The following is a 17,029-nucleotide window of genomic DNA, read 5'->3' as shown; positions in this document are numbered from 1 at the left end:
TCGGAGCCCTCCTCACTGCCGCAAGGATTCGCCATGCAGTTGTCGTTTCGCACGTTGTCGGGCTTCACGTGTTCGTTGTGTTTTTTGCTGGCGTTGGCCTGGGGCGTTTTCCCGGAGAGGCTGCTGGCGATCTGGAGCATCGAGTATTCCGACGCTGCAGGGTTTGTCGCGCGGCGCAGTGCAGTGGTGTTTGCGGCGTTGGGCGTGATGTTTTATCTGGTGCGTAATGCACCGCCGTCGCTGGGGCGTAATGCGCTGAGTAACGGGTTTATCGTCGGTTGTTTTGGTTTGGCGGTGCTGGGTTTTGCGGAATGGCTAAACGGCCATGCCGGCCCCGGGATTTTGCTCGCGGTGCTGGTCGAGTTCGCGCTGGGCCTTGGTTTTGTGCAGGCCCGGCGCGTGACGGTCGAACTGGGTGAAACGGTGCGTTAAACGACTCTGGAGTGTGGGCTGTAGTGGTGTTGCACAGTTTGCTGGTTCAGATCCGATCGCAGCCCGGCGATCAGTTCGTTGATTTCACGACAGCCGTTGAGATGGCTGGCGTCGATGCCGCTGACCAGCAGATCGACTTGATCGGTCTGGTGATCGCCGAAAACCTTGACGGTCATCGACAAGTCCGGCGACAGCGTGCACTGGCAGCGTTTCGGCAGAAAACTGCTTTCAATGATATTGCGTAGTTCCAAGGCAGACAGAAACATGGCGAAACCCTCTCCTTACTGTGAGATGCCAATCAAGTATTCACGCTGACCGTTGCTGCCCCTGCACGGGTGTGTCCCCGCTGTTTCCCTGGTGCGACAAGCGGTGGTACTGCGAAATGCCCATTGGAGTGTAGGCGCCCAAGGCCGGTGCGCCGCACTGAAAAGACGCATAAAGCGTGCCTTTCATCGGTTCATTTTCACCCTCATGAAATCAAGCACTTGGCGGCGGTGCCAGTATTTGGCTACTTGCAATTTGCAAGAATGGCCTCGGCGGGTACTGCAATTTGCAACTCGACGCTGGTTTGCAATCACGGCCCATGACGGTAAGAATGCCCGTTATCCACCCTACACCCGCACGGAGGCTTCCATGGGTTCTTTCCGCGTTTACGCGACCACCGGGCTGTTCATCGCCAGCCTGTCCACCCTCGCCCACGCCGCTAAGCTTGAAGACGTCGCGCCGTTCCCGAAGGCTGAAGCCGGGTTCACCCGTCAGGTCATTCACTTGCCCAAGCAAGAGCAGGAAGAGAACTTCCAGGTTGAAATCCTCGCCGGCAAAACTTTGGAAGTGGACTGCAACCGCCAGCGTTTGGGCGGTGTTCTCGATGAGAAGAATCTTGAAGGTTGGGGTTATCCGTTCTATCGACTGGAAAAGGTCATTGGGCCGATGAGTACGATGATGGCCTGCCCGCCCGGCAGCCAGAAGAAACGCGCGTTCGTGCCTGTCGTCGGTGACGGCTTCATGCTGCGGTACAACAGCAAGTTGCCGGTCGTGGTGTACGCACCGTCGGACGTCGAAGTGCGCTATCGCATCTGGTCGGCGTCGGACAAAGTCGGTACAGCCCTGCAGGAATAACCCGAACAAGGAGTTCGCTGCTTGATTACTTGCCACGTCAGATATGTCATTGATCCGTACCAATTGCCTGAGTTCGAGGCCTACGCCAAGGCCTGGCTCGGCATCGTCGAGCGCTTGGGCGGCACTCATCACGGCTACTTCCTGCCGTCCGAAGGCGCGAACAATATCGCTTATTGCCTGTTCAGTTTTCCGTCGCTGACGGATTACGAAAGCTATCGGCACATCGCGCTGACCGATCCGGAAAGCACCGCACTGGTAGCCAGCCTGGTCGAGAAAAAGTTCATCGTCAGCTATGAGCGCAGCTTCCTGCGCCCCTTGCTGCCGTAAACCGCTTCACGCCGAGACGCCGCAGACTGCGGCGCGCTCGGCGACATGGCGCAGGCTGTCGAAGTTGATATTGGCGCCCGAGTCGATCGCCACGAATGTCTGCTCGCGCACCCCGGTTCGCGCTACGTACTGCTTGATCCCGGCCACGGCCAAGGCGCCGGAAGGTTCGGTGATCGAGCGAGTATCGTCGTAAATGTTCTTGATCGCCGCGCAGAGGTCGTCGTTGCTGACGGTGATTACCTCGTCGACGCAAAAGCGGCAAACCTCAAACCCGAACGCGCCGATCTGCGCAACCGCCACGCCATCGGCGAACGTACCGACATTAGGCAGCACGACACGCTGATCGGCTTCCAGCGCAGCCTTCAGGCACGCGGAGTGTTCGGATTCGACGCCGATGATCCGCACTTCCGGCCGCAGGTATTTGACGTAGGCTGCGATGCCGGCGATCAGACCGCCACCGCCCACCGGGATGAAGATCGCATCCAGTGTGCCCTGATGCTGACGAAGGATTTCCATCGCCACGGTGCCCTGCCCCGCGATCACTTCCGGGTCATCGAATGGAGACACGAAGGTGCGTCCAGTCTGTTCCGCCAGTTGCAGCGCGTGGGCCAGCGCGAACGGGAAACTCTCGCCGTGCAGTAGCGCTTCAGCGCCACGACTGCGCACACCCAGCACTTTCAGTTCCGGCGTCGTCGCCGGCATGACAATGGTCGCCGCAATCCCTAGCTCGCGAGCTGCCAGCGCCACACCTTGCGCGTGATTGCCGGCCGATGCGGTGATTACTCCGCGCGCCTTTTGCTCGTCACTGAATTGCACCAGTTTGTTGTAGGCACCACGGATCTTGAAGGAGAACGTCGGTTGCAGGTCTTCACGCTTGAGCAGAATCCGGTTGCCCAGCGCCTCCGACAGCGCCGGCGCCGCTTGCAAAGGCGTGCGCACCGCGAGGTCGTACACCGGCGCGGCGAGGATCTTTTTCACGTAGTGCTCAAGCAGGGTTTGCTGGTCGGGGCTGTGCGGCATGGTCGTCTCCTGACATTTTTCAGAACCCCGGAGACAGAAAGTAAAAACCCGCCTCTAGGGCGGGTTGGGTGCTGCAGTCGTGAGCTAGCCCGCCAAATGAGGAATGGCGGTAATAATGCTTGGCTGGCAGCGCGATACAGTCGAAGTCATGGGCTGGAAATTAGCCTGTGCGCTAATGGCAAGTCAATGGCCAATTTTGCGCGGCGGCGTTAGTCTGGCGACTCTCTCATCACACCAAGGAAGGATTGCATGATGTCTATCGCCCTGCCCCTCACGGCTTTGCTCGCGTTTAGCGGTTATACCGTTTCGGTGATGCTCCAGGCTGAACAGTCGTTGATCGATTTTGGCATCAGCCTGATGTCGCGGCCCGACACCGCGCAGGTGGTGATTGACCTGTATCTGCTGGCCACACTGGCCGGGGTGTGGATGGTCAAGGATGCCCGATCGCGTGGGCAGTCGGTCTGGTCGGTGGTGCCTTATTTGTTGCTGACGGCGGTTTTTGTGTCGATCGGGCCGTTGTTGTATCTGGTGGTGCGTGGGGTTCGCGAGCGCAACAGGAAGCTGGTGGATCTGGCTCGGGTGGGTTGATCCGGGTTATCGGATGCCGGGTAGATCGCCTTCGCGAGCAGGCTCGCTCCCACAGGGGTTGGTGTCAGCACTGGCAAGGTGCATGTCGTTCAAGAATGCCTGATCAACCCAGATGTCAACTGTCAACTATGACAGTTATGCGGCACATCCTGATGCAGTAACTTGAGCCTTCACCGGGAGCTTGATCCCATTGAGGCCATACGTCAGGAGCATGAGCAATGAGTGATTCAGCGTACACATCTACAGGAGAGTTTTCTGCCGAGACGGAAGGTGGTGAACGCTTGTTGTTTCATACGACGTTAGTGAATCTGGCCATCAGCTCTCGCCCGGTGCCTGTCCCTTTTTGGCAAGCTATTGGCGATCAGGAATTCGACGGACCGCTTCCGCGGCGACACGCCTATCTGAGTGTCTATTTCCCTGTGGGGGTAACGGCAGGCACCTATCCGCTGACCAGGGACGGCGACTTTCGAGGAAGCTATGCGGTCGGCACTCTTGGTGATGCGGAGCCGTACTATTCAACATCAGGACAAATAACGCTAACTATCGTGCCGTCAGCCGAAGGTGAACAAGTGGAGGGCACAGTGTTTTTTACAGCTCTGAATGAAAAAAACGGGCAGCAAGTCTTTATCAAAAATGGCAAGTTCAACATGACAAATTAGACCTTTACCTCGGCTGCAACCAAGGGCCGGGGTAAACATTGACAGGGTTAGCCCGGCGTTCTCGCAACCCGGCTACCTCAGCCCCGCTTAATCGCAACATACGCCGCCGTTTCATACGGCACCGTCACCACATCCCTGTCACGCAGTTCCGGCTCGGCGGCAATCAACGCACGAATCTGCTCATCGACTTTCGCCCGTTTCGCATCCGGCAGCGCGGCGATGAAACTGGTCGAGCGCACGCGGTTGAAGATCACATCTTCCGGTGAGCCGGTATGACCATGATGAAACTGTTCAACCTGCAATTTCTCAAAAGCCGGGTGCGGAAATGCTGTGCGCCAGGTGCCGGTGTAATAGCGCGGCGTGTCCCCTTCCAGTGCGTTGACGATGGCATCCAGTTTCGGCACCCAACTGACTGCGGTATCACGCAAGTTCCAGATCAGCCCCAACTTGCCACCCGGCTTGAGTACTCGAGCGATTTCGCTCAGCGCCTCGGTACTGGCGAACCAGTGAAACGCCTGCGCGCAAATCACCACATCCACTGAAGCGTCCGGCAACGGCAGGTCGGTCGCCGTAACGCACACAGCCAGCACATCGGGCCAGGCGTCAGACAGTTTTTCCAGCATCTGCGCCACCGGTTCAACGGCGATCACTTGCGCGCCCGTCGCTACCAGGCGTCCGGTGAACTTGCCGGTGCCGGCGCCCAGATCGATCACCGTTTTATGCCTATCCAGGCCCAGCGTCGCAGTCAACCACTCACTGACCTGCGGCGGATAGTCCGGCCGCCCTTTGACGTAGGTGTCGGCGGCGGTTTTGTAGCCGGCAGCGGCTGAATGATGGACGTGATCGGTCATGGCAACTCTCCTTACGACAAAACATCGGATCGACGGCAGACGCTCCCGAGCATAGCGCTTGAATTTACGCTGAACTTGAACAGTCACTGATAAAGCAATGAATAAAAATTCACCCTGTGGTGTTCAATGTGAAACATAACCCCTGTGGAGCCTTGCCCATGACTATCCGTTCCGTTATGTTCGCCGCCCCGTTGCTGCTGGTCGCCGCGATGTCCAGCCAATTGGCCTTGGCCAATGGTGATGAAGAAGAACCGGTGCAGAAGCCCGAATGCCCGAAAGGCCAGGTCTGGGACAGCAAAACGCAAAAATGCGTGCTGCAAACCAGCAGTCTGCTGCCGGACGCTGACCGTACTGATTACGCCTATCGCCTTGCCAAGGCCGGTCGCTACGAAGAAGCCTTGGTGCTGCTCGATACGCTCAAGCAACCGAACACCGCCAAGGCCCTCAACTATCGCGGATACGCCTCGCGCAAACTGGGGCGCACCGACGAGGGCATCGGCTATTACCTGCAATCGGTGCAGCTCGATCCGCAGTACGCGCAAGTGCGCGAATACCTCGGTGAGGCCTATGTAATCAAAGGCCGCGTCGACCTGGCGCAGGAGCAGTTGCAGCAGATCAGATCGATTTGCGGCACCTCGTGCGAGGAATATCAGGACCTGGCTGAAGCCATCAACGACTCATCGAAAACCTGAGCACTTATAAGGGCCGCCATCATCTTCAACGATCAGGCATTCAGAGCAGAACTCGGGCAGCATCTGGCGCGACTGTGGCGCTACGGTCTGCTGCTGTCGCGCAACCGGCACGTGGCCGAGGATCTGGTACAGGCCACGTGTGTACGAGCGCTGGAGCGCGCCAATCAGTACATCGCCGGTACGCGCATGGATCGCTGGTTGCTGAGCATTCTGCATTCGATCTGGCTCAATGAAGTGCGCGCTCGTCGCGTGCGTCAGGGGACGGGACAGGTCGATGCCGATGGTCAACTGGCGTTCGATGGTGAATACGCGGCGCAGACGCACGTGATGGCGGCGCAAGTGATTCGCCGCGTCGATGCGCTGCCTGAAATCCAGCGGGAAACGGTCTACCTCGCCTACGTCGAAGGTTTGTCCTACCGCGAAGTCGCGGAGATCCTGCAAGTGCCGATCGGCACTGTGATGAGCCGTCTGGCCACCGCCCGCCTGAAACTCGCCGAATACCCGCCGTTGCAGGCTGTGCCAAAAACCACCGAAGGAGACCGCTCATGAACAAACCTTCGGATGAACAACTGGTCGCCTACCTCGACGTCGAACTGGACGGCGACTATCGCAACCAACTGGACAATGCCATTGTCGAAGACCCGCTGCTCAGCCTGCGCGTGCAATGGCTGAGCCGCAGTAATCTGCCGTTCAAGAACGCCTATGACGAGCTGGCGCAACAGGCGCCGCTGGATCGACTGCAAGCGCGGCTGGATGCCATTCCTTCGCCAGAAAAGCCTGGGCTGAGTCGCCGCTGGTTTATCGGTGGCGCGGCCGCTGCGCTGTTGGCCGGAGGCGTGTTGGCCGACCGGTTATTCCTCGGCTGGCACGCCGCGCAATCGAACAACTGGCGCGCATTGGTGGGCGATTACATGGCGCTGTATGTGCCGCAAACGCTTGATCACCTGCCCACCGACGAAGCCTCCCAACGCGCGCAACTGCGCACGGTTGATGCGCGTCTGGGCCTGAATCTCTCACCCGCCACGTTGAAACTGCCGGGTGCCGAATTCAAACGCGCACAAGTGCTTGAATACGACGGTGTGCCGATCGCACAGATCATGTACCTCGATGCCAGGCATGGGCCTCTGGCGTTATGCGTCACGCGCTCGAACCAGGGTAGCCGAGCGCTTGAGCATGAACGTCGACACGAGATGAACGTAGTGTTCTGGACAGAGCATGAACATGCCTGGATGTTGATCGGACACGTTCCGGCGGCTGCACTTGAGCAGAGCGCAACACTGTTGAAATCGCGATCCATCGGCTAGTGCCTTGACCGGCATGTTCAAGTTGGCGGAACTGGTCTGACGGCACTAGGCATCCACTTTAAAGGAGTCAAGGGAAAACCAGTCAGGTTTCGGACTATGGAACTCAAGTCGTGCGATCCCCGGTGCATCAAAGGCAACATTGACCGGTGTGCCGTAGGACGAACCTAACGCCTGACGCCCCAAAAGCTCCCCATTGCTGGTGTAGTAAGTCACGGTGCTGTCCTCATAGTTAACGCTTAAATGAAAAAAACTGATTCGCGAGCAGGCATTCTTCAGTTTTATTTCCACTACCTGCGCGGCCTCGCCAAAGGCGTCGCGGCCAATGCTCAGTACCTGACCATCGATTCGACCGGGAAAGGATTGACCGATGTCGGAACGAGGCATGATCGCGCATTCGCCATCACCGGATTTGAACGTGATCTGCATAGTGGGCGTTTCCATGATTGCGCCTTGTCGTGCCGTCTGATTCGGCACGCCGGTGAAATCTTCCATTAACGTCGCGGGAGAATTCAGCACGGTGAATGTCGGCGAATTGAACACCACTGCAGTGGTTTCGTCATTGAGCCCGTCATAGGCAACTTTCAACTCCATGCGCACGGACGTACCCGGTTTGAGTTTCCGGAGTTCGCTGCGAGGCAACGCATTATCCAGCCCGCTGTCTTTTTCCGGCGCTGTCACTGGAGCAGCTTCGGCGAGGACAATCGTGTAACTGTCACCGTTGATATCTGTGCCGTGCAAACGAAACCAACGCAATTGCCCCTCCGCCATCAATGGCCACACCGCACATTGCGCCTGCGCACCACCGGTAAAATCACCCAGATCAAGTATCCCGTTGCTGGCCTGAGGGATATCGGGTGTGGGCAGCCGTCGATCCCGATCCTCGATCCGCTTGATCACCACGTCACGGTGCGCGGAGGGTTGAGGGGCCGCACCTCGCAGCAACTCCCATGACAGCTGGATTGTCTTGCCATGACTGGCCGCCAGCACTGAAGACTCGATCAGAAAGTTGGCCCGGTGGTTCTTGTTGAAGGTGCTTGGAACAAAGACTGGCGAGCCCGGCCCGGTTATGCCTTGGACCAACAGCCGCGCTTTGTCCCCGGGTTGATCCTCCAGGTATTCGACTCGGGCTGTCACACCGTTGGGCAAATCCAGAGGATCGATCAGGTAACCGGAGCCCACCAGTGCAGGTGGTAAAAGGGTCGCAGCGGGCTCGCCGGTGATACTGGTTTTCAGGACATAGGAGCGGTCGAGTTCGACCCCCTGGCTGACGCGCTGATACGAAAACACTGCATGTCCCTTCGCGGCGGCAGCAAACGCAGCGTAAGGCACAGGGATCGAGTAGGAAAACGGTGCATTCTTCACTTTTTCGGTCAGCGTCAAATGTTCCAGTAACGCTCCGTCCTTAGCATAGAAGCGCCCCGTCAAACGGATTTCATCGTCTCTGAGCCAACTGCGCGATACATAGATTTGTGCAATTGCCGGTTCGCCAGCCAGTTTTTCCAGTTCGACGCTGCTGGCGTCATCGTCAGGATCATCGGGGTCCTCGCTGAGGATCGGTGGGTCATACCAGGTGCCATTCAGGTTGACGTACAGATACTGGCTGGCCGAGTTCGGACTGTTGACATCCGGACTGTTACCCACACGATCAAATACCGTGTAACGCACTTCAAAGTGAGCACTGTCCCCGGCCGCGCGAAAGGTCGCCTCATCGATGGTCATCTGGATGGGCCGCTGCTGATCCGCCGCTTCCTCACTGACCACATGACTGAAGGTTTTACCGTTGCAATACACCACGATGGTGTCGAACGCTCTCATTATCGGGTAGGTAACGCTGATGCTTACGCCTGTACGCGCACGCTCGGCGTCTACACCTTCATCCAACGCATCCGGAGCCACTTCAAACACCAGTTCGGAATGGCCTTCCTCCTCAGGAAAACGGTCCACGTTACCCGGACGCTTGTCGTGATAAATAACCGTCAACGGCGCCGAAGCTTCGAGCTCCACGCCATCTCGCTCTATCCCGTAATCAAGAACATTCAGCGGACTCTTCCATTTGTCCGCAGCCACATAGACGATTACCCGTTGAGAGGCCTCGCCGGTGGCGATGGGTTTCTCCGCAACCCGTTCTCCGTTCAAACGCACGACATAGACGTCATTGTCCTGCGCGGTAGTGGCGGGTTCGATGAACACCTTCACCCCTTCCGGGTACAGATAAGTCAGTGCCAGAGGCAGCCCTGCATCTGCATTTTCTGGCCCGGGGACCGGCTGACTCATGCCGGCAATTCGCGGTTTTTCAAGGGTCTTGACGTCCATAGTGATCATCCTTTGGGAGCAGGGTCCGATACGATCGGAAGCAGGGGTTCTTGTCCTGCGCATGAAACACCCATCGCCCGCGGTTGCCTACTGTCAGATCTGACAGGTGAACCCTGTAAAACCGGTTAAAACGCTACCATTGGTCGGAGTAACCGCAAAAGGCGAACGAAAGCCGGCGCCATTCGCAGCAATCGTAGAGCGGCTTATCCCACGCCTGAATTCGTTGAGCAGTCGTTTTGTGCCAAGAGAAACGTTACTTCCACGCCGAAGAAAGTCATATTCCAGGAGTACTCCCCCGATGGCGATTTCGTCTCGCACTGCCTTACTGGTGATCGACGTTCAAAACGACTTCACCCCCGGCGGCCAATTAGCGGTACCGGAAGGTGATCTGATCGTGCCGCTGATCAACCGGCTCGCCCGCCAGTTCACCCAGGTCGTCGTTGCACAGGATTGGCACCCCACCGGCCATGCCTCATTCGCCTCCAGTCATCCCGGTCACCAGCCCTACGATGTCATTCAATTGCCTTACGGCGAGCAGACACTCTGGCCCGACCATTGTGTGCAATCGACAGCGGGGGCCGAGTTTCACCGGGAACTCGACTTGCCTCATGCCCAGTTGATCATTCGCAAGGGCTGCAATCCTGATATCGACAGCTACTCGGCCTTTCTGGAAGCCGATCGCCAAACCACCACGGGGCTGGCCGGCTACCTGAAAGAGCGCGGGATCGATACGGTCTACATGGTGGGCCTGGCACTGGATTTCTGCGTGATGTATTCAGCGCTGGATGCTCGGGCGGCGGGATTCAATGCTTATGTGGTGCTGGATGCGTGCCGGGCGATCGATCTGAACGGATCACTGACGGCAGCGATTGAGCGTATGCAAAGTGCCGGGGTCGGGTTGATTCAATCCACAGAGCTGGTCTGAACAACGCAATCCCCATGTGGGAGCGAGCCTGCTCGCGAAGGCGTCGGGTCAGTCAACGCATATTTGGCTGACATACCGCCTTCGCGAGCAAGCTCGCTCCCACAGGTATCTTTTCAGGGGCATGAAGTTCAGGCGTTAGTGGGCAACCACAGCCGAAACCGCGCACCGCCCAACGGCGAAGACTCAACCGTCAACGTGCCACCCTGCGCTTCCAGTGCACGGCGACTGATCGCCAGGCCCAGGCCAAAACCACCGGTCGCCCGATCCCGGCTGCGATCCAGTCGATAGAAAGGCTCGAAAATCCGCTCACGCTCGTCATCGGGAATCCCGATGCCGTCATCATCGACCCAGATCTCACAGCCCTCGGCATTGACCTGCACGCCAATCTGAATGCGTTTCTCGCAATAGCGCATGGCGTTGCGCAGCAGATTCTGGATCGCCCGCGCGGTCAGGCGTGGATCGAGCGAAAACCGCTCCAATTGACCGTGGAGCAACACGTCGATGACGATCTCCGGCGACTCAAGCTCTTCATCGACACTGCCCAGAATGCTGTCGATGAACTCATCCAGCGACACCTCGACCTGCTCTGGCATTTGCGCCGGATTCTGCAAGCGACTGTATGACAACAGCTCCAACACCAACTCATCGAGTTCGCGGATATGCGCGACCAGTCCCAGCAAGCGCTCGCGACTGGCAGCCGGCAAATCGTCCGAGAGCGCCAGCGCCAGACCGAAATCCAGCCGCGTTAGCGGCGTGCGCAATTCGTGGGAGACCGCATTGAGCAAGTCGCGTTGCTGATTGAGCAGATTTTCGATATCGCCGGCCATGGTGTCGAAGACGTTGGCAAGGCTGCCGATGTTGGAACTCGGGGCAATTTCCGTGCGTTCGCTCAAATGGCCCTTGCCGAAGCGTTCGGCGGTACCTTTGAGCCGTTCCAGATCGCGCCAGTGCGGGCGCAGCCACATCAGCAGGCAGGCGAGCAGCGTCGCGCCGACCAATACGTTGATGCTCCAGTACAACAGATTGACGTCCATCGGGTCCGGCGGCACGACCATTTGCACGGCCGAGATGTCGTCCAGCGGCGTCACCGCCAGCGTGCGCCAGCCCCAATCACCAATGCGCACGACGTTTTCACCCCGCCGTAGGCGCTCCTGCTCGATCGCGGTGAACTGGGCATCGTCGATCCGCGCGAGAACGATGTGCAGCGGCTGGAAATCCTTGTCCATCGACGCCGCCAGCGCCGGCCACTGCGCTTGCGGCACCGCGTGAAACTGCCGGGTGATCAGCGATTGCAGTCCGCGCGAATAGTCCAGGTTGTAAGTGACGAAGCGCTCGCGGAACGCCATGACCACCAGATCCGGCACCAGATAGATCGCCGCACTGTAGGAAACGATCGTCACTAGATACAGGCGAAACAGGATGCGAAACATCAGCTCAGCATTCCCACTCGGAACGGCTGAACAGATAGCCCTTGCCCCACACGGTCTTGATCTTGCGGGCCTCGCCAGCGTGGTCATCGAACTTGCGGCGCAGCTTGGAAATCGCCACGTCCACCGAGCGGTCGGTGCCGTTGAACTCGATACCGCGCAGGCGTTGCAGAATCTGGTCGCGGCTCAACACTTCACCGGCGTGTCGCGCCAGCACCACGAGCAAGTTGTATTCGCCACTGGACAACTCGACCGGTTGATCGCGCCACGTCACGGTGCGTTCGGACAGGTCGATGCACAGATTGCCCATGACGATGCGGTCGTTGACGGTCAACGGTTCACCGAGGCTGCTGCGGCGCAACAAGGTGCGCACACGCGCCAGCAAGACCCGAGGCTCGCAAGGTTTGGTGACGTAATCGTCGGCGCCCATTTCCAGACCCAGCACTTGATCGTGGCTATCGTCGCGGGCGGTGAGCATCAGGATTGGCAATGTTGCCGAATCGGCGCGCAGTAAACGACAGACTTGCAGACCATCAAGCCCTGGCAGCATCAAGTCGAGAATCACCAGATCCGGCGGATTGACTCGCGCCCGCTCGCGCACATGGTCGCCACGGCCGATCACGCTGACGGAATAACCGTTGCGTTCCAGGTAGCTGGAAATCAGTTCGGCGAGGGCGGTGTCGTCTTCGACCAGGAGGATGTTGGGCATGGGGTGATCCAGAAAGTGCTGTGGCGACCGATACGGCCCATTCGCGAGCAGGCTCGCTCCCACACTGGGAATGCGATTCCTTGTGGGAGCGAGCCTGCTCGCGAAAGCTATCTATCTGTCGCAATAAATTTCAAGACCTGAAGGATATACGCCCTCGCCCATCCCTGAGCAAAACCCTTACACAATTTCACACAGCGCCTACAAAGCTTCACCGCTAATCTCGGCGTCTGCCCGTAGGATGCGGACATCAATATTGGGGGTTGTACATGTCGAACAAACTGCTGGCCGGGCTCGGCCTGATCGCGATGGCGCTGACGCTGAGCGCCTGTGATTCGTCCTCGAAGGCAGAGGATCAGACGCCACCGGCCACGGTGCGCATCGAGACGATCGAAGCGCACCCCCTGACGCTCAGCAGCGAACTCAGCGGCCGCATCGCCGCACCACGTATCGCCGAAGTGAGGGCACGGGTGGCCGGCGTGGTCTTGCAGCGCACCTTCCGCGAAGGCAGCGACGTGAAAAAGGGCGACGTGCTGTTCCGCATCGACCCGGCGCCGTTCAAGGCTGACCTCGACAGCGCCGAAGCCGCGTTGCGCAAGGCAGAAGCCAATGCCTTCCAGGCCAAACTGCAAGAGCAGCGCTATGCCCAGTTGATCGATGACCAGGCCATTAGCGGCCAGGACTACGACAACGCCCGCGCCAATGCCCGGCAAACTGCCGCTGACGTTGCGGCCAACAAGGCTGCTGTCGAACGCGCAAAACTGAACCTCGGTTACGCCACCGTCTCCGCGCCGATTTCCGGGCGTGTTGGCCGCGCACTGGTGACCGAAGGCGCGCTGGTCGGGCAAAACGAAACCACGCCGCTGGCACTGATTCAGCAGCTCAACCCGATCCACGCCGACCTCACCCAGTCGACCCGTGAACTCAACGAGTTGCGCCGCGCATTCCGCTCCGGGCAACTGCAGGAAGTCGGCCAGGATCAGGTCAAAGCCACGCTGATTCAGGATGACGGCAGCCTTTATCCGCTGCCGGGCAAATTACTGTTCAGCGACATCACGGTCGACCCGGGCACTGGCCAGATCATCCTGCGCAGCGAATTCCCCAACCCGGATCTCGACTTGCTGCCGGGCAGTTTCATTCGCGTGCGCCTCGAGCAGGCCACCATCCAGAACGGCATCACCGTACCGCAACGTGCCGTGCAGCGTGACAGCGCCGGCATTGCCCAGGTTTTGACCGTCGATGAGCAAATGCGCGTCGCCGAACAACCGGTCCAACTCGGCGCGGTGCAGAACAATCGCTGGATCGTCACCGGCGGCCTCAAGCCCGGCGACCGCATCGTCATCGAAGGCCTGCAACACGCCCGTCCCGGCGAAACCGTGCAGATCGATGACACCCCTCTTCCACTTGCCCAGACCTCTGGTCAGTAAGCAGGACGCTTTTCTATGCCGCAGTTCTTTATCGACCGCCCGGTGTTTGCCTGGGTCGTCGCATTGTTCATCCTGTTGGCCGGTGCGCTGGCCATTCCGCAGTTGCCGGTGGCGCAATACCCGGACGTCGCCCCGCCGCAGATCGAAATCTACGCTGTGTACCCGGGAGCCTCGGCGCAGACCGTCGATGAAAGCGTGGTCAGCCTGATCGAGGAAGAGCTCAACGGCGCCGATCATCTGCTGTACTTCGAATCGCAAAGCAGCCTCGGCAGCGCGACGATCAAAGCCACGTTCCAGCCGGGCACCAACCCGGAACTGGCGCAGGTCGACGTGCAAAACCGCCTCAAGGTAGTCGAGTCGCGCCTGCCGCAAGCGGTCAATCAGCAAGGTTTGCAGGTCGAAAAAGTCTCGTCCGGCTTCCTCTTGCTGATCACCCTGACGTCCAGCGACGGCAAGCTCGATGACGTGGCGCTCAGCGATTATCTGGCGCGCAATGTGATGAACGAGATCAAGCGTCTGGACGGTGTCGGCAAGGCGCAGTTGTATGGCGCCGAACGGGCCATGCGCATCTGGATCGATCCGCAGAAGCTGATCGCGTTCAACCTGACACCGGCTGACGTCAATGAAGCCATCGTCGCGCAGAACGCTCAGGTCTCCGCCGGCAGCATCGGCGATCTGCCCAATCCATCCAGCCAGGAAATCACCGCGACCATTCTGGTGAAAGGTCAGTTGTCGACGCCGCAAGAGTTCGCCGACATTGTCCTCAAAGCCAATCGCGATGGTTCCACTGTGCGTATCGGTGACGTCGCGCGGGTCGAGATCGGCAGTCAGGAATACCAGTTCGGTACGCGCCTAAACGGTAAGCCGTCCACCGCCGTCGGCGTGCAGTTGTCGCCGGGTGCCAACGCGCTGAACACCGCGACGCTGGTGCGGGCGAAGATGGATGAGCTGTCGCGCTACTTCCCGGTGGGCGTGGAATACAAGATCCCGTACGACACTTCGCCGTTCGTCAAAGTCTCGATCACCAAAGTGATTTACACCCTGGGCGAGGCGATGTTGCTGGTGTTCGCGGTGATGTTCCTGTTCCTGCAGAACGTGCGCTACACGCTGATCCCGACGCTGGTGGTACCGGTGGCTTTGATGGGCACATTCGCAACCATGCTCGCGCTGGGTTTCTCGATCAACGTGCTGACCATGTTCGGCATGGTGCTGGCCATCGGCATTCTGGTCGACGACGCGATTGTCGTGGTCGAGAACGTCGAGCGGATCATGGCCACCGAGGGTCTGTCGCCCAAGGAAGCCACGCGCAAGGCGATGACCCAGATCACCGGCGCAATCATCGGCATCACCCTGGTGCTGGTCGCGGTGTTTATTCCGATGGCGTTCATGCAAGGTTCGGTCGGGGTGATTTACCAGCAGTTCTCGCTGTCGATGGCGACGTCGATTCTGTTCTCGGCGTTCCTCGCCCTGACCCTGACACCGGCACTGTGCGCGACGCTGCTCAAGCCCATAGCCAAGGGCGAACATCATGAGAAGTCCGGATTCTTCGGCTGGTTCAACCGCCGCTTCGAGCACCTGACCGATCGCTATCAGGGCTGGGTCGGCTATGCGCTGAAACGCAGTGGTCGTTACCTGCTGATCTACGTTGTGCTGTTGGTAGGACTGGGGCTGTGCTTCGCGCGTCTGCCCTCCTCGTTCCTGCCGGTGGAAGATCAGGGTTACACCATCACTGACATTCAGCTGCCGCCCGGTGCGACCAAGAATCGTACGGTAGCCGTGGCTGAACAGCTTGAGGCGCATAACGCCGGCGAGCCTGGGATCAGTGACACGGTGGTGATCCTCGGTTTCAGCTTCTCCGGTAGCGGCCAGAACGCGGCACTGACGTTCTCGACACTGAAGGACTGGTCGCAGCGCAGCAGTGATGATGCGGCCAGCTCGATTGCCGATCGCGCCAATATCGCCCTGAGTGAAATCAAGGACGCCATGGCGTTCTCGGTGTTGCCTCCGCCCGTGGATGGCCTCGGCACGTCGAGCGGCTTCGAGTTCCGTTTGCAGGATCGCGGCGGCCTTGGCCATGCGACCTTGATGCAGGCACGTACTGAGTTGCTGGCTGCCGCCGAGAAAAGCCCGGTGCTAATGAACGTGCGTGAAAGCGCGTTGGCCGAAGCGCCACAAGTGCAACTGATCGTGGATCGTAAACAGGCGAATGCCTTGGGCGTGTCGTTTGCCGACATTGGCAACGTGCTGTCCACTGCCGTCGGTTCCAGCTACATCAACGACTTCCCCAATCAGGGGCGCATGCAGCGCGTTGTCGTGCAAGCCGAAGGCGATCAACGCAGCCAGGTCGCCGATCTGCTGAAAATGCATGTGCGTAACAACGCCGGGCACATGGTGCCGCTGTCGGCGTTCGTCCAGGCCAACTGGATTCAGGGCCCGGCGCAGTTGACCCGTTACAACGGCTATCCGGCGATCGCGATTTCCGGCGAACCATCACCGGGGCACAGTACCGGTGAAGCCATGGCGGAAATTGAACGTCTGGTGGCGCAGGGGCCGAAAGGTCTGGGCCAGGAATGGACCGGTCTGTCGTTGCAGGAACGCTTGTCCGGCAACCAGGCACCGATCCTGCTCGGTTTGTCGCTATTGGTAGTGTTCCTGTGTCTGGCGGCGCTGTACGAGAGTTGGTCGATTCCGACCTCGGTGTTGCTGGTGGTGCCGCTGGGCGTGCTCGGCGCGGTGCTGGCCGTGACGCTGCGCGGAATGCCCAACGATGTGTTCTTCAAGGTTGGCCTGATCACCATCATCGGCCTGTCGGCGAAGAACGCGATCCTGATCATCGAGTTCGCCAAGAGCCTGTACGACGAAGGTCACGATCTGATCGATGCGACGTTGCAGGCAGCACGCCTGCGTCTGCGGCCGATTGTAATGACCTCGCTGGCATTCATTCTTGGCGTTGTGCCATTGGCCATTGCCACCGGTGCCAGCTCGGCGAGCCAACAGGCGATCGGTACTGGCGTGATCGGCGGGATGATTACCGCAACGCTGGCAGTCATCTTCGTACCTGTCTTCTTCGTGGTGGTCATGAAGCTCGTACAACGATTCACCAAATCCCACTGATCTGAATTGTGGGAGCGAGCCTGCTCGCGAAGGCGTCCGGTCAGTCAACATTGATGTTGAATGTACCGACGCCTTCGCGAGCAGGCTCGCTCCCACATGGATCGTCATAAACTTGAGCCAGTGGT

16 protein-coding genes and 1 pseudogene are annotated in these 17,029 nt (G+C 59.1%); 11 read left to right on the top strand and 6 right to left on the bottom strand.

Annotated features, from left to right (window positions below; genetic code table 11):
• The first annotated feature begins 33 nt into the window (after positions 1 to 33).
• Positions 34 to 432, top strand: coding sequence for a hypothetical protein (locus HU718_RS14350; protein ID WP_186615948.1), 399 nt, complete (start codon positions 34 to 36; stop codon positions 430 to 432).
• Here the strand turns inward: HU718_RS14350 and HU718_RS14345 are convergent.
• Positions 429 to 698 (bottom strand): DUF1652 domain-containing protein, encoded by a 270-nt coding sequence (locus HU718_RS14345; RefSeq protein ID WP_150730143.1) that lies wholly within the window; start codon positions 696 to 698, stop codon positions 429 to 431. The genes HU718_RS14350 and HU718_RS14345 overlap by 4 nt on opposite strands.
• A 367-nt stretch (positions 699 to 1,065) precedes the next feature.
• On the opposite strand from HU718_RS14345, the gene eco reads away from it, so the two are divergent.
• Together eco and HU718_RS14335 are read left to right on the top strand one after the other, a co-directional pair.
• Entirely contained in the window at positions 1,066 to 1,551 is a 486-nt protein-coding gene (gene eco, locus HU718_RS14340) for a serine protease inhibitor ecotin (RefSeq protein ID WP_122599955.1), read from the top strand.
• A 21-nt stretch (positions 1,552 to 1,572) separates the two neighbouring features.
• On the top strand, positions 1,573 to 1,878 hold the full coding sequence (locus HU718_RS14335) for an NIPSNAP family protein (RefSeq protein ID WP_186615947.1): 306 nt from the start codon (positions 1,573 to 1,575) through the stop codon (positions 1,876 to 1,878).
• A 30-nt stretch (positions 1,879 to 1,908) separates the two neighbouring features.
• Here the strand turns inward: HU718_RS14335 and ilvA are convergent.
• Positions 1,909 to 2,898, bottom strand: a pseudogene (ilvA, locus tag HU718_RS14330) (threonine ammonia-lyase, biosynthetic); the annotation flags it as partial.
• 249 nt (positions 2,899 to 3,147) lie between these two features.
• On the opposite strand from ilvA, the gene HU718_RS14325 reads away from it, so the two are divergent.
• Together HU718_RS14325 and HU718_RS14320 are read left to right on the top strand one after the other, a co-directional pair.
• Complete coding sequence (locus HU718_RS14325) at positions 3,148 to 3,486, top strand: DUF2834 domain-containing protein (RefSeq protein WP_186615946.1); 339 nt, start codon at positions 3,148 to 3,150, stop codon at positions 3,484 to 3,486.
• Between the two features lie 218 nt (positions 3,487 to 3,704).
• On the top strand, positions 3,705 to 4,145 hold the full coding sequence (locus HU718_RS14320; protein WP_150730139.1) for a hypothetical protein: 441 nt from the start codon (positions 3,705 to 3,707) through the stop codon (positions 4,143 to 4,145).
• Between the two features lie 77 nt (positions 4,146 to 4,222).
• Here the strand turns inward: HU718_RS14320 and HU718_RS14315 are convergent, their stop codons facing one another.
• Positions 4,223 to 4,996: a class I SAM-dependent methyltransferase gene (locus HU718_RS14315; RefSeq protein WP_186615945.1), complete on the bottom strand. Its 774-nt coding sequence runs from the start codon at positions 4,994 to 4,996 to the stop codon at positions 4,223 to 4,225.
• A 158-nt stretch (positions 4,997 to 5,154) separates the two neighbouring features.
• Between HU718_RS14315 and HU718_RS14310 the strand changes: the two genes are divergently transcribed.
• From HU718_RS14310 to HU718_RS14300, 3 genes are all read left to right on the top strand, one after another.
• On the top strand, positions 5,155 to 5,688 hold the full coding sequence (locus HU718_RS14310) for a tetratricopeptide repeat protein (protein WP_186615944.1): 534 nt from the start codon (positions 5,155 to 5,157) through the stop codon (positions 5,686 to 5,688).
• 63 nt (positions 5,689 to 5,751) lie between these two features.
• Complete coding sequence (locus tag HU718_RS14305; RefSeq protein WP_127930389.1) at positions 5,752 to 6,237, top strand: RNA polymerase sigma factor; 486 nt, start codon at positions 5,752 to 5,754, stop codon at positions 6,235 to 6,237.
• The gene (locus HU718_RS14300; protein WP_186615943.1) at positions 6,234 to 6,992 is read left to right on the top strand and encodes a transcriptional regulator; all 759 of its coding nucleotides are present in this window, start codon (positions 6,234 to 6,236) and stop codon (positions 6,990 to 6,992) included. The genes HU718_RS14305 and HU718_RS14300 overlap by 4 nt, the downstream gene beginning before the upstream one ends.
• A 45-nt stretch (positions 6,993 to 7,037) precedes the next feature.
• On the opposite strand, the gene HU718_RS14295 is transcribed toward HU718_RS14300, so the two are convergent.
• The gene (locus HU718_RS14295) at positions 7,038 to 9,305 is read right to left on the bottom strand and encodes a hypothetical protein (RefSeq protein WP_186615942.1); all 2,268 of its coding nucleotides are present in this window, start codon (positions 9,303 to 9,305) and stop codon (positions 7,038 to 7,040) included.
• Positions 9,306 to 9,603: 298 nt separating this feature from the next.
• Between HU718_RS14295 and pncA the strand changes: the two genes are divergently transcribed.
• A complete protein-coding gene (gene pncA / locus HU718_RS14290; RefSeq protein ID WP_127927233.1) occupies positions 9,604 to 10,230 on the top strand; it encodes a bifunctional nicotinamidase/pyrazinamidase in 627 nt (208 codons plus the stop codon).
• A 128-nt stretch (positions 10,231 to 10,358) separates the two neighbouring features.
• Here the strand turns inward: pncA and HU718_RS14285 are convergent, their stop codons facing one another.
• Both HU718_RS14285 and HU718_RS14280 read right to left on the bottom strand, forming a co-directional pair.
• Positions 10,359 to 11,660, bottom strand: coding sequence for an ATP-binding protein (locus tag HU718_RS14285; RefSeq protein ID WP_095120910.1), 1,302 nt, complete (start codon positions 11,658 to 11,660; stop codon positions 10,359 to 10,361).
• 4 nt (positions 11,661 to 11,664) lie between these two features.
• Positions 11,665 to 12,366, bottom strand: coding sequence for a response regulator (locus HU718_RS14280; protein ID WP_016984459.1), 702 nt, complete (start codon positions 12,364 to 12,366; stop codon positions 11,665 to 11,667).
• Between the two features lie 266 nt (positions 12,367 to 12,632).
• Here HU718_RS14280 and HU718_RS14275 point away from each other — a divergent pair, with 266 nt between their 5' ends.
• On the top strand, positions 12,633 to 13,790 hold the full coding sequence (locus HU718_RS14275) for an efflux RND transporter periplasmic adaptor subunit (protein WP_186615941.1): 1,158 nt from the start codon (positions 12,633 to 12,635) through the stop codon (positions 13,788 to 13,790).
• A 15-nt stretch (positions 13,791 to 13,805) separates the two neighbouring features.
• Complete coding sequence (locus tag HU718_RS14270) at positions 13,806 to 16,904, top strand: multidrug efflux RND transporter permease subunit (RefSeq protein WP_186615940.1); 3,099 nt, start codon at positions 13,806 to 13,808, stop codon at positions 16,902 to 16,904.
• The last annotated feature ends 125 nt before the right edge of the window (positions 16,905 to 17,029 follow it).

It is taken from the genome of Pseudomonas tensinigenes (genome assembly GCF_014268445.2).
Lineage (GTDB): Bacteria > Pseudomonadota > Gammaproteobacteria > Pseudomonadales > Pseudomonadaceae > Aquipseudomonas > Aquipseudomonas tensinigenes.
The sequence above is the reverse complement of the archived record's forward strand: the minus strand, read 5'-3'. Positions and strand labels throughout refer to the sequence as shown.

What these genes read in the sequence shown, in the direction of transcription:
- HU718_RS14350 (WP_186615948.1), top strand. Translation starts at nt 34, where the DNA reads ATGCAGTTGTCGTTTCGCACGTTGTCGGGCTTCACGTGTTCGTTGTGT.
- HU718_RS14345 (WP_150730143.1), bottom strand. Translation starts at nt 698, where the DNA reads ATGTTTCTGTCTGCCTTGGAACTACGCAATATCATTGAAAGCAGTTTT.
- eco (WP_122599955.1), top strand. Translation starts at nt 1,066, where the DNA reads ATGGGTTCTTTCCGCGTTTACGCGACCACCGGGCTGTTCATCGCCAGC.
- HU718_RS14325 (WP_186615946.1), top strand. Translation starts at nt 3,148, where the DNA reads ATGATGTCTATCGCCCTGCCCCTCACGGCTTTGCTCGCGTTTAGCGGT.
- HU718_RS14320 (WP_150730139.1), top strand. Translation starts at nt 3,705, where the DNA reads ATGAGTGATTCAGCGTACACATCTACAGGAGAGTTTTCTGCCGAGACG.
- HU718_RS14315 (WP_186615945.1), bottom strand. Translation starts at nt 4,996, where the DNA reads ATGACCGATCACGTCCATCATTCAGCCGCTGCCGGCTACAAAACCGCC.
- HU718_RS14310 (WP_186615944.1), top strand. Translation starts at nt 5,155, where the DNA reads ATGACTATCCGTTCCGTTATGTTCGCCGCCCCGTTGCTGCTGGTCGCC.
- HU718_RS14300 (WP_186615943.1), top strand. Translation starts at nt 6,234, where the DNA reads ATGAACAAACCTTCGGATGAACAACTGGTCGCCTACCTCGACGTCGAA.
- HU718_RS14295 (WP_186615942.1), bottom strand. Translation starts at nt 9,305, where the DNA reads ATGGACGTCAAGACCCTTGAAAAACCGCGAATTGCCGGCATGAGTCAG.
- pncA (WP_127927233.1), top strand. Translation starts at nt 9,604, where the DNA reads ATGGCGATTTCGTCTCGCACTGCCTTACTGGTGATCGACGTTCAAAAC.
- HU718_RS14285 (WP_095120910.1), bottom strand. Translation starts at nt 11,660, where the DNA reads ATGTTTCGCATCCTGTTTCGCCTGTATCTAGTGACGATCGTTTCCTAC.
- HU718_RS14280 (WP_016984459.1), bottom strand. Translation starts at nt 12,366, where the DNA reads ATGCCCAACATCCTCCTGGTCGAAGACGACACCGCCCTCGCCGAACTG.
- HU718_RS14275 (WP_186615941.1), top strand. Translation starts at nt 12,633, where the DNA reads ATGTCGAACAAACTGCTGGCCGGGCTCGGCCTGATCGCGATGGCGCTG.
- HU718_RS14270 (WP_186615940.1), top strand. Translation starts at nt 13,806, where the DNA reads ATGCCGCAGTTCTTTATCGACCGCCCGGTGTTTGCCTGGGTCGTCGCA.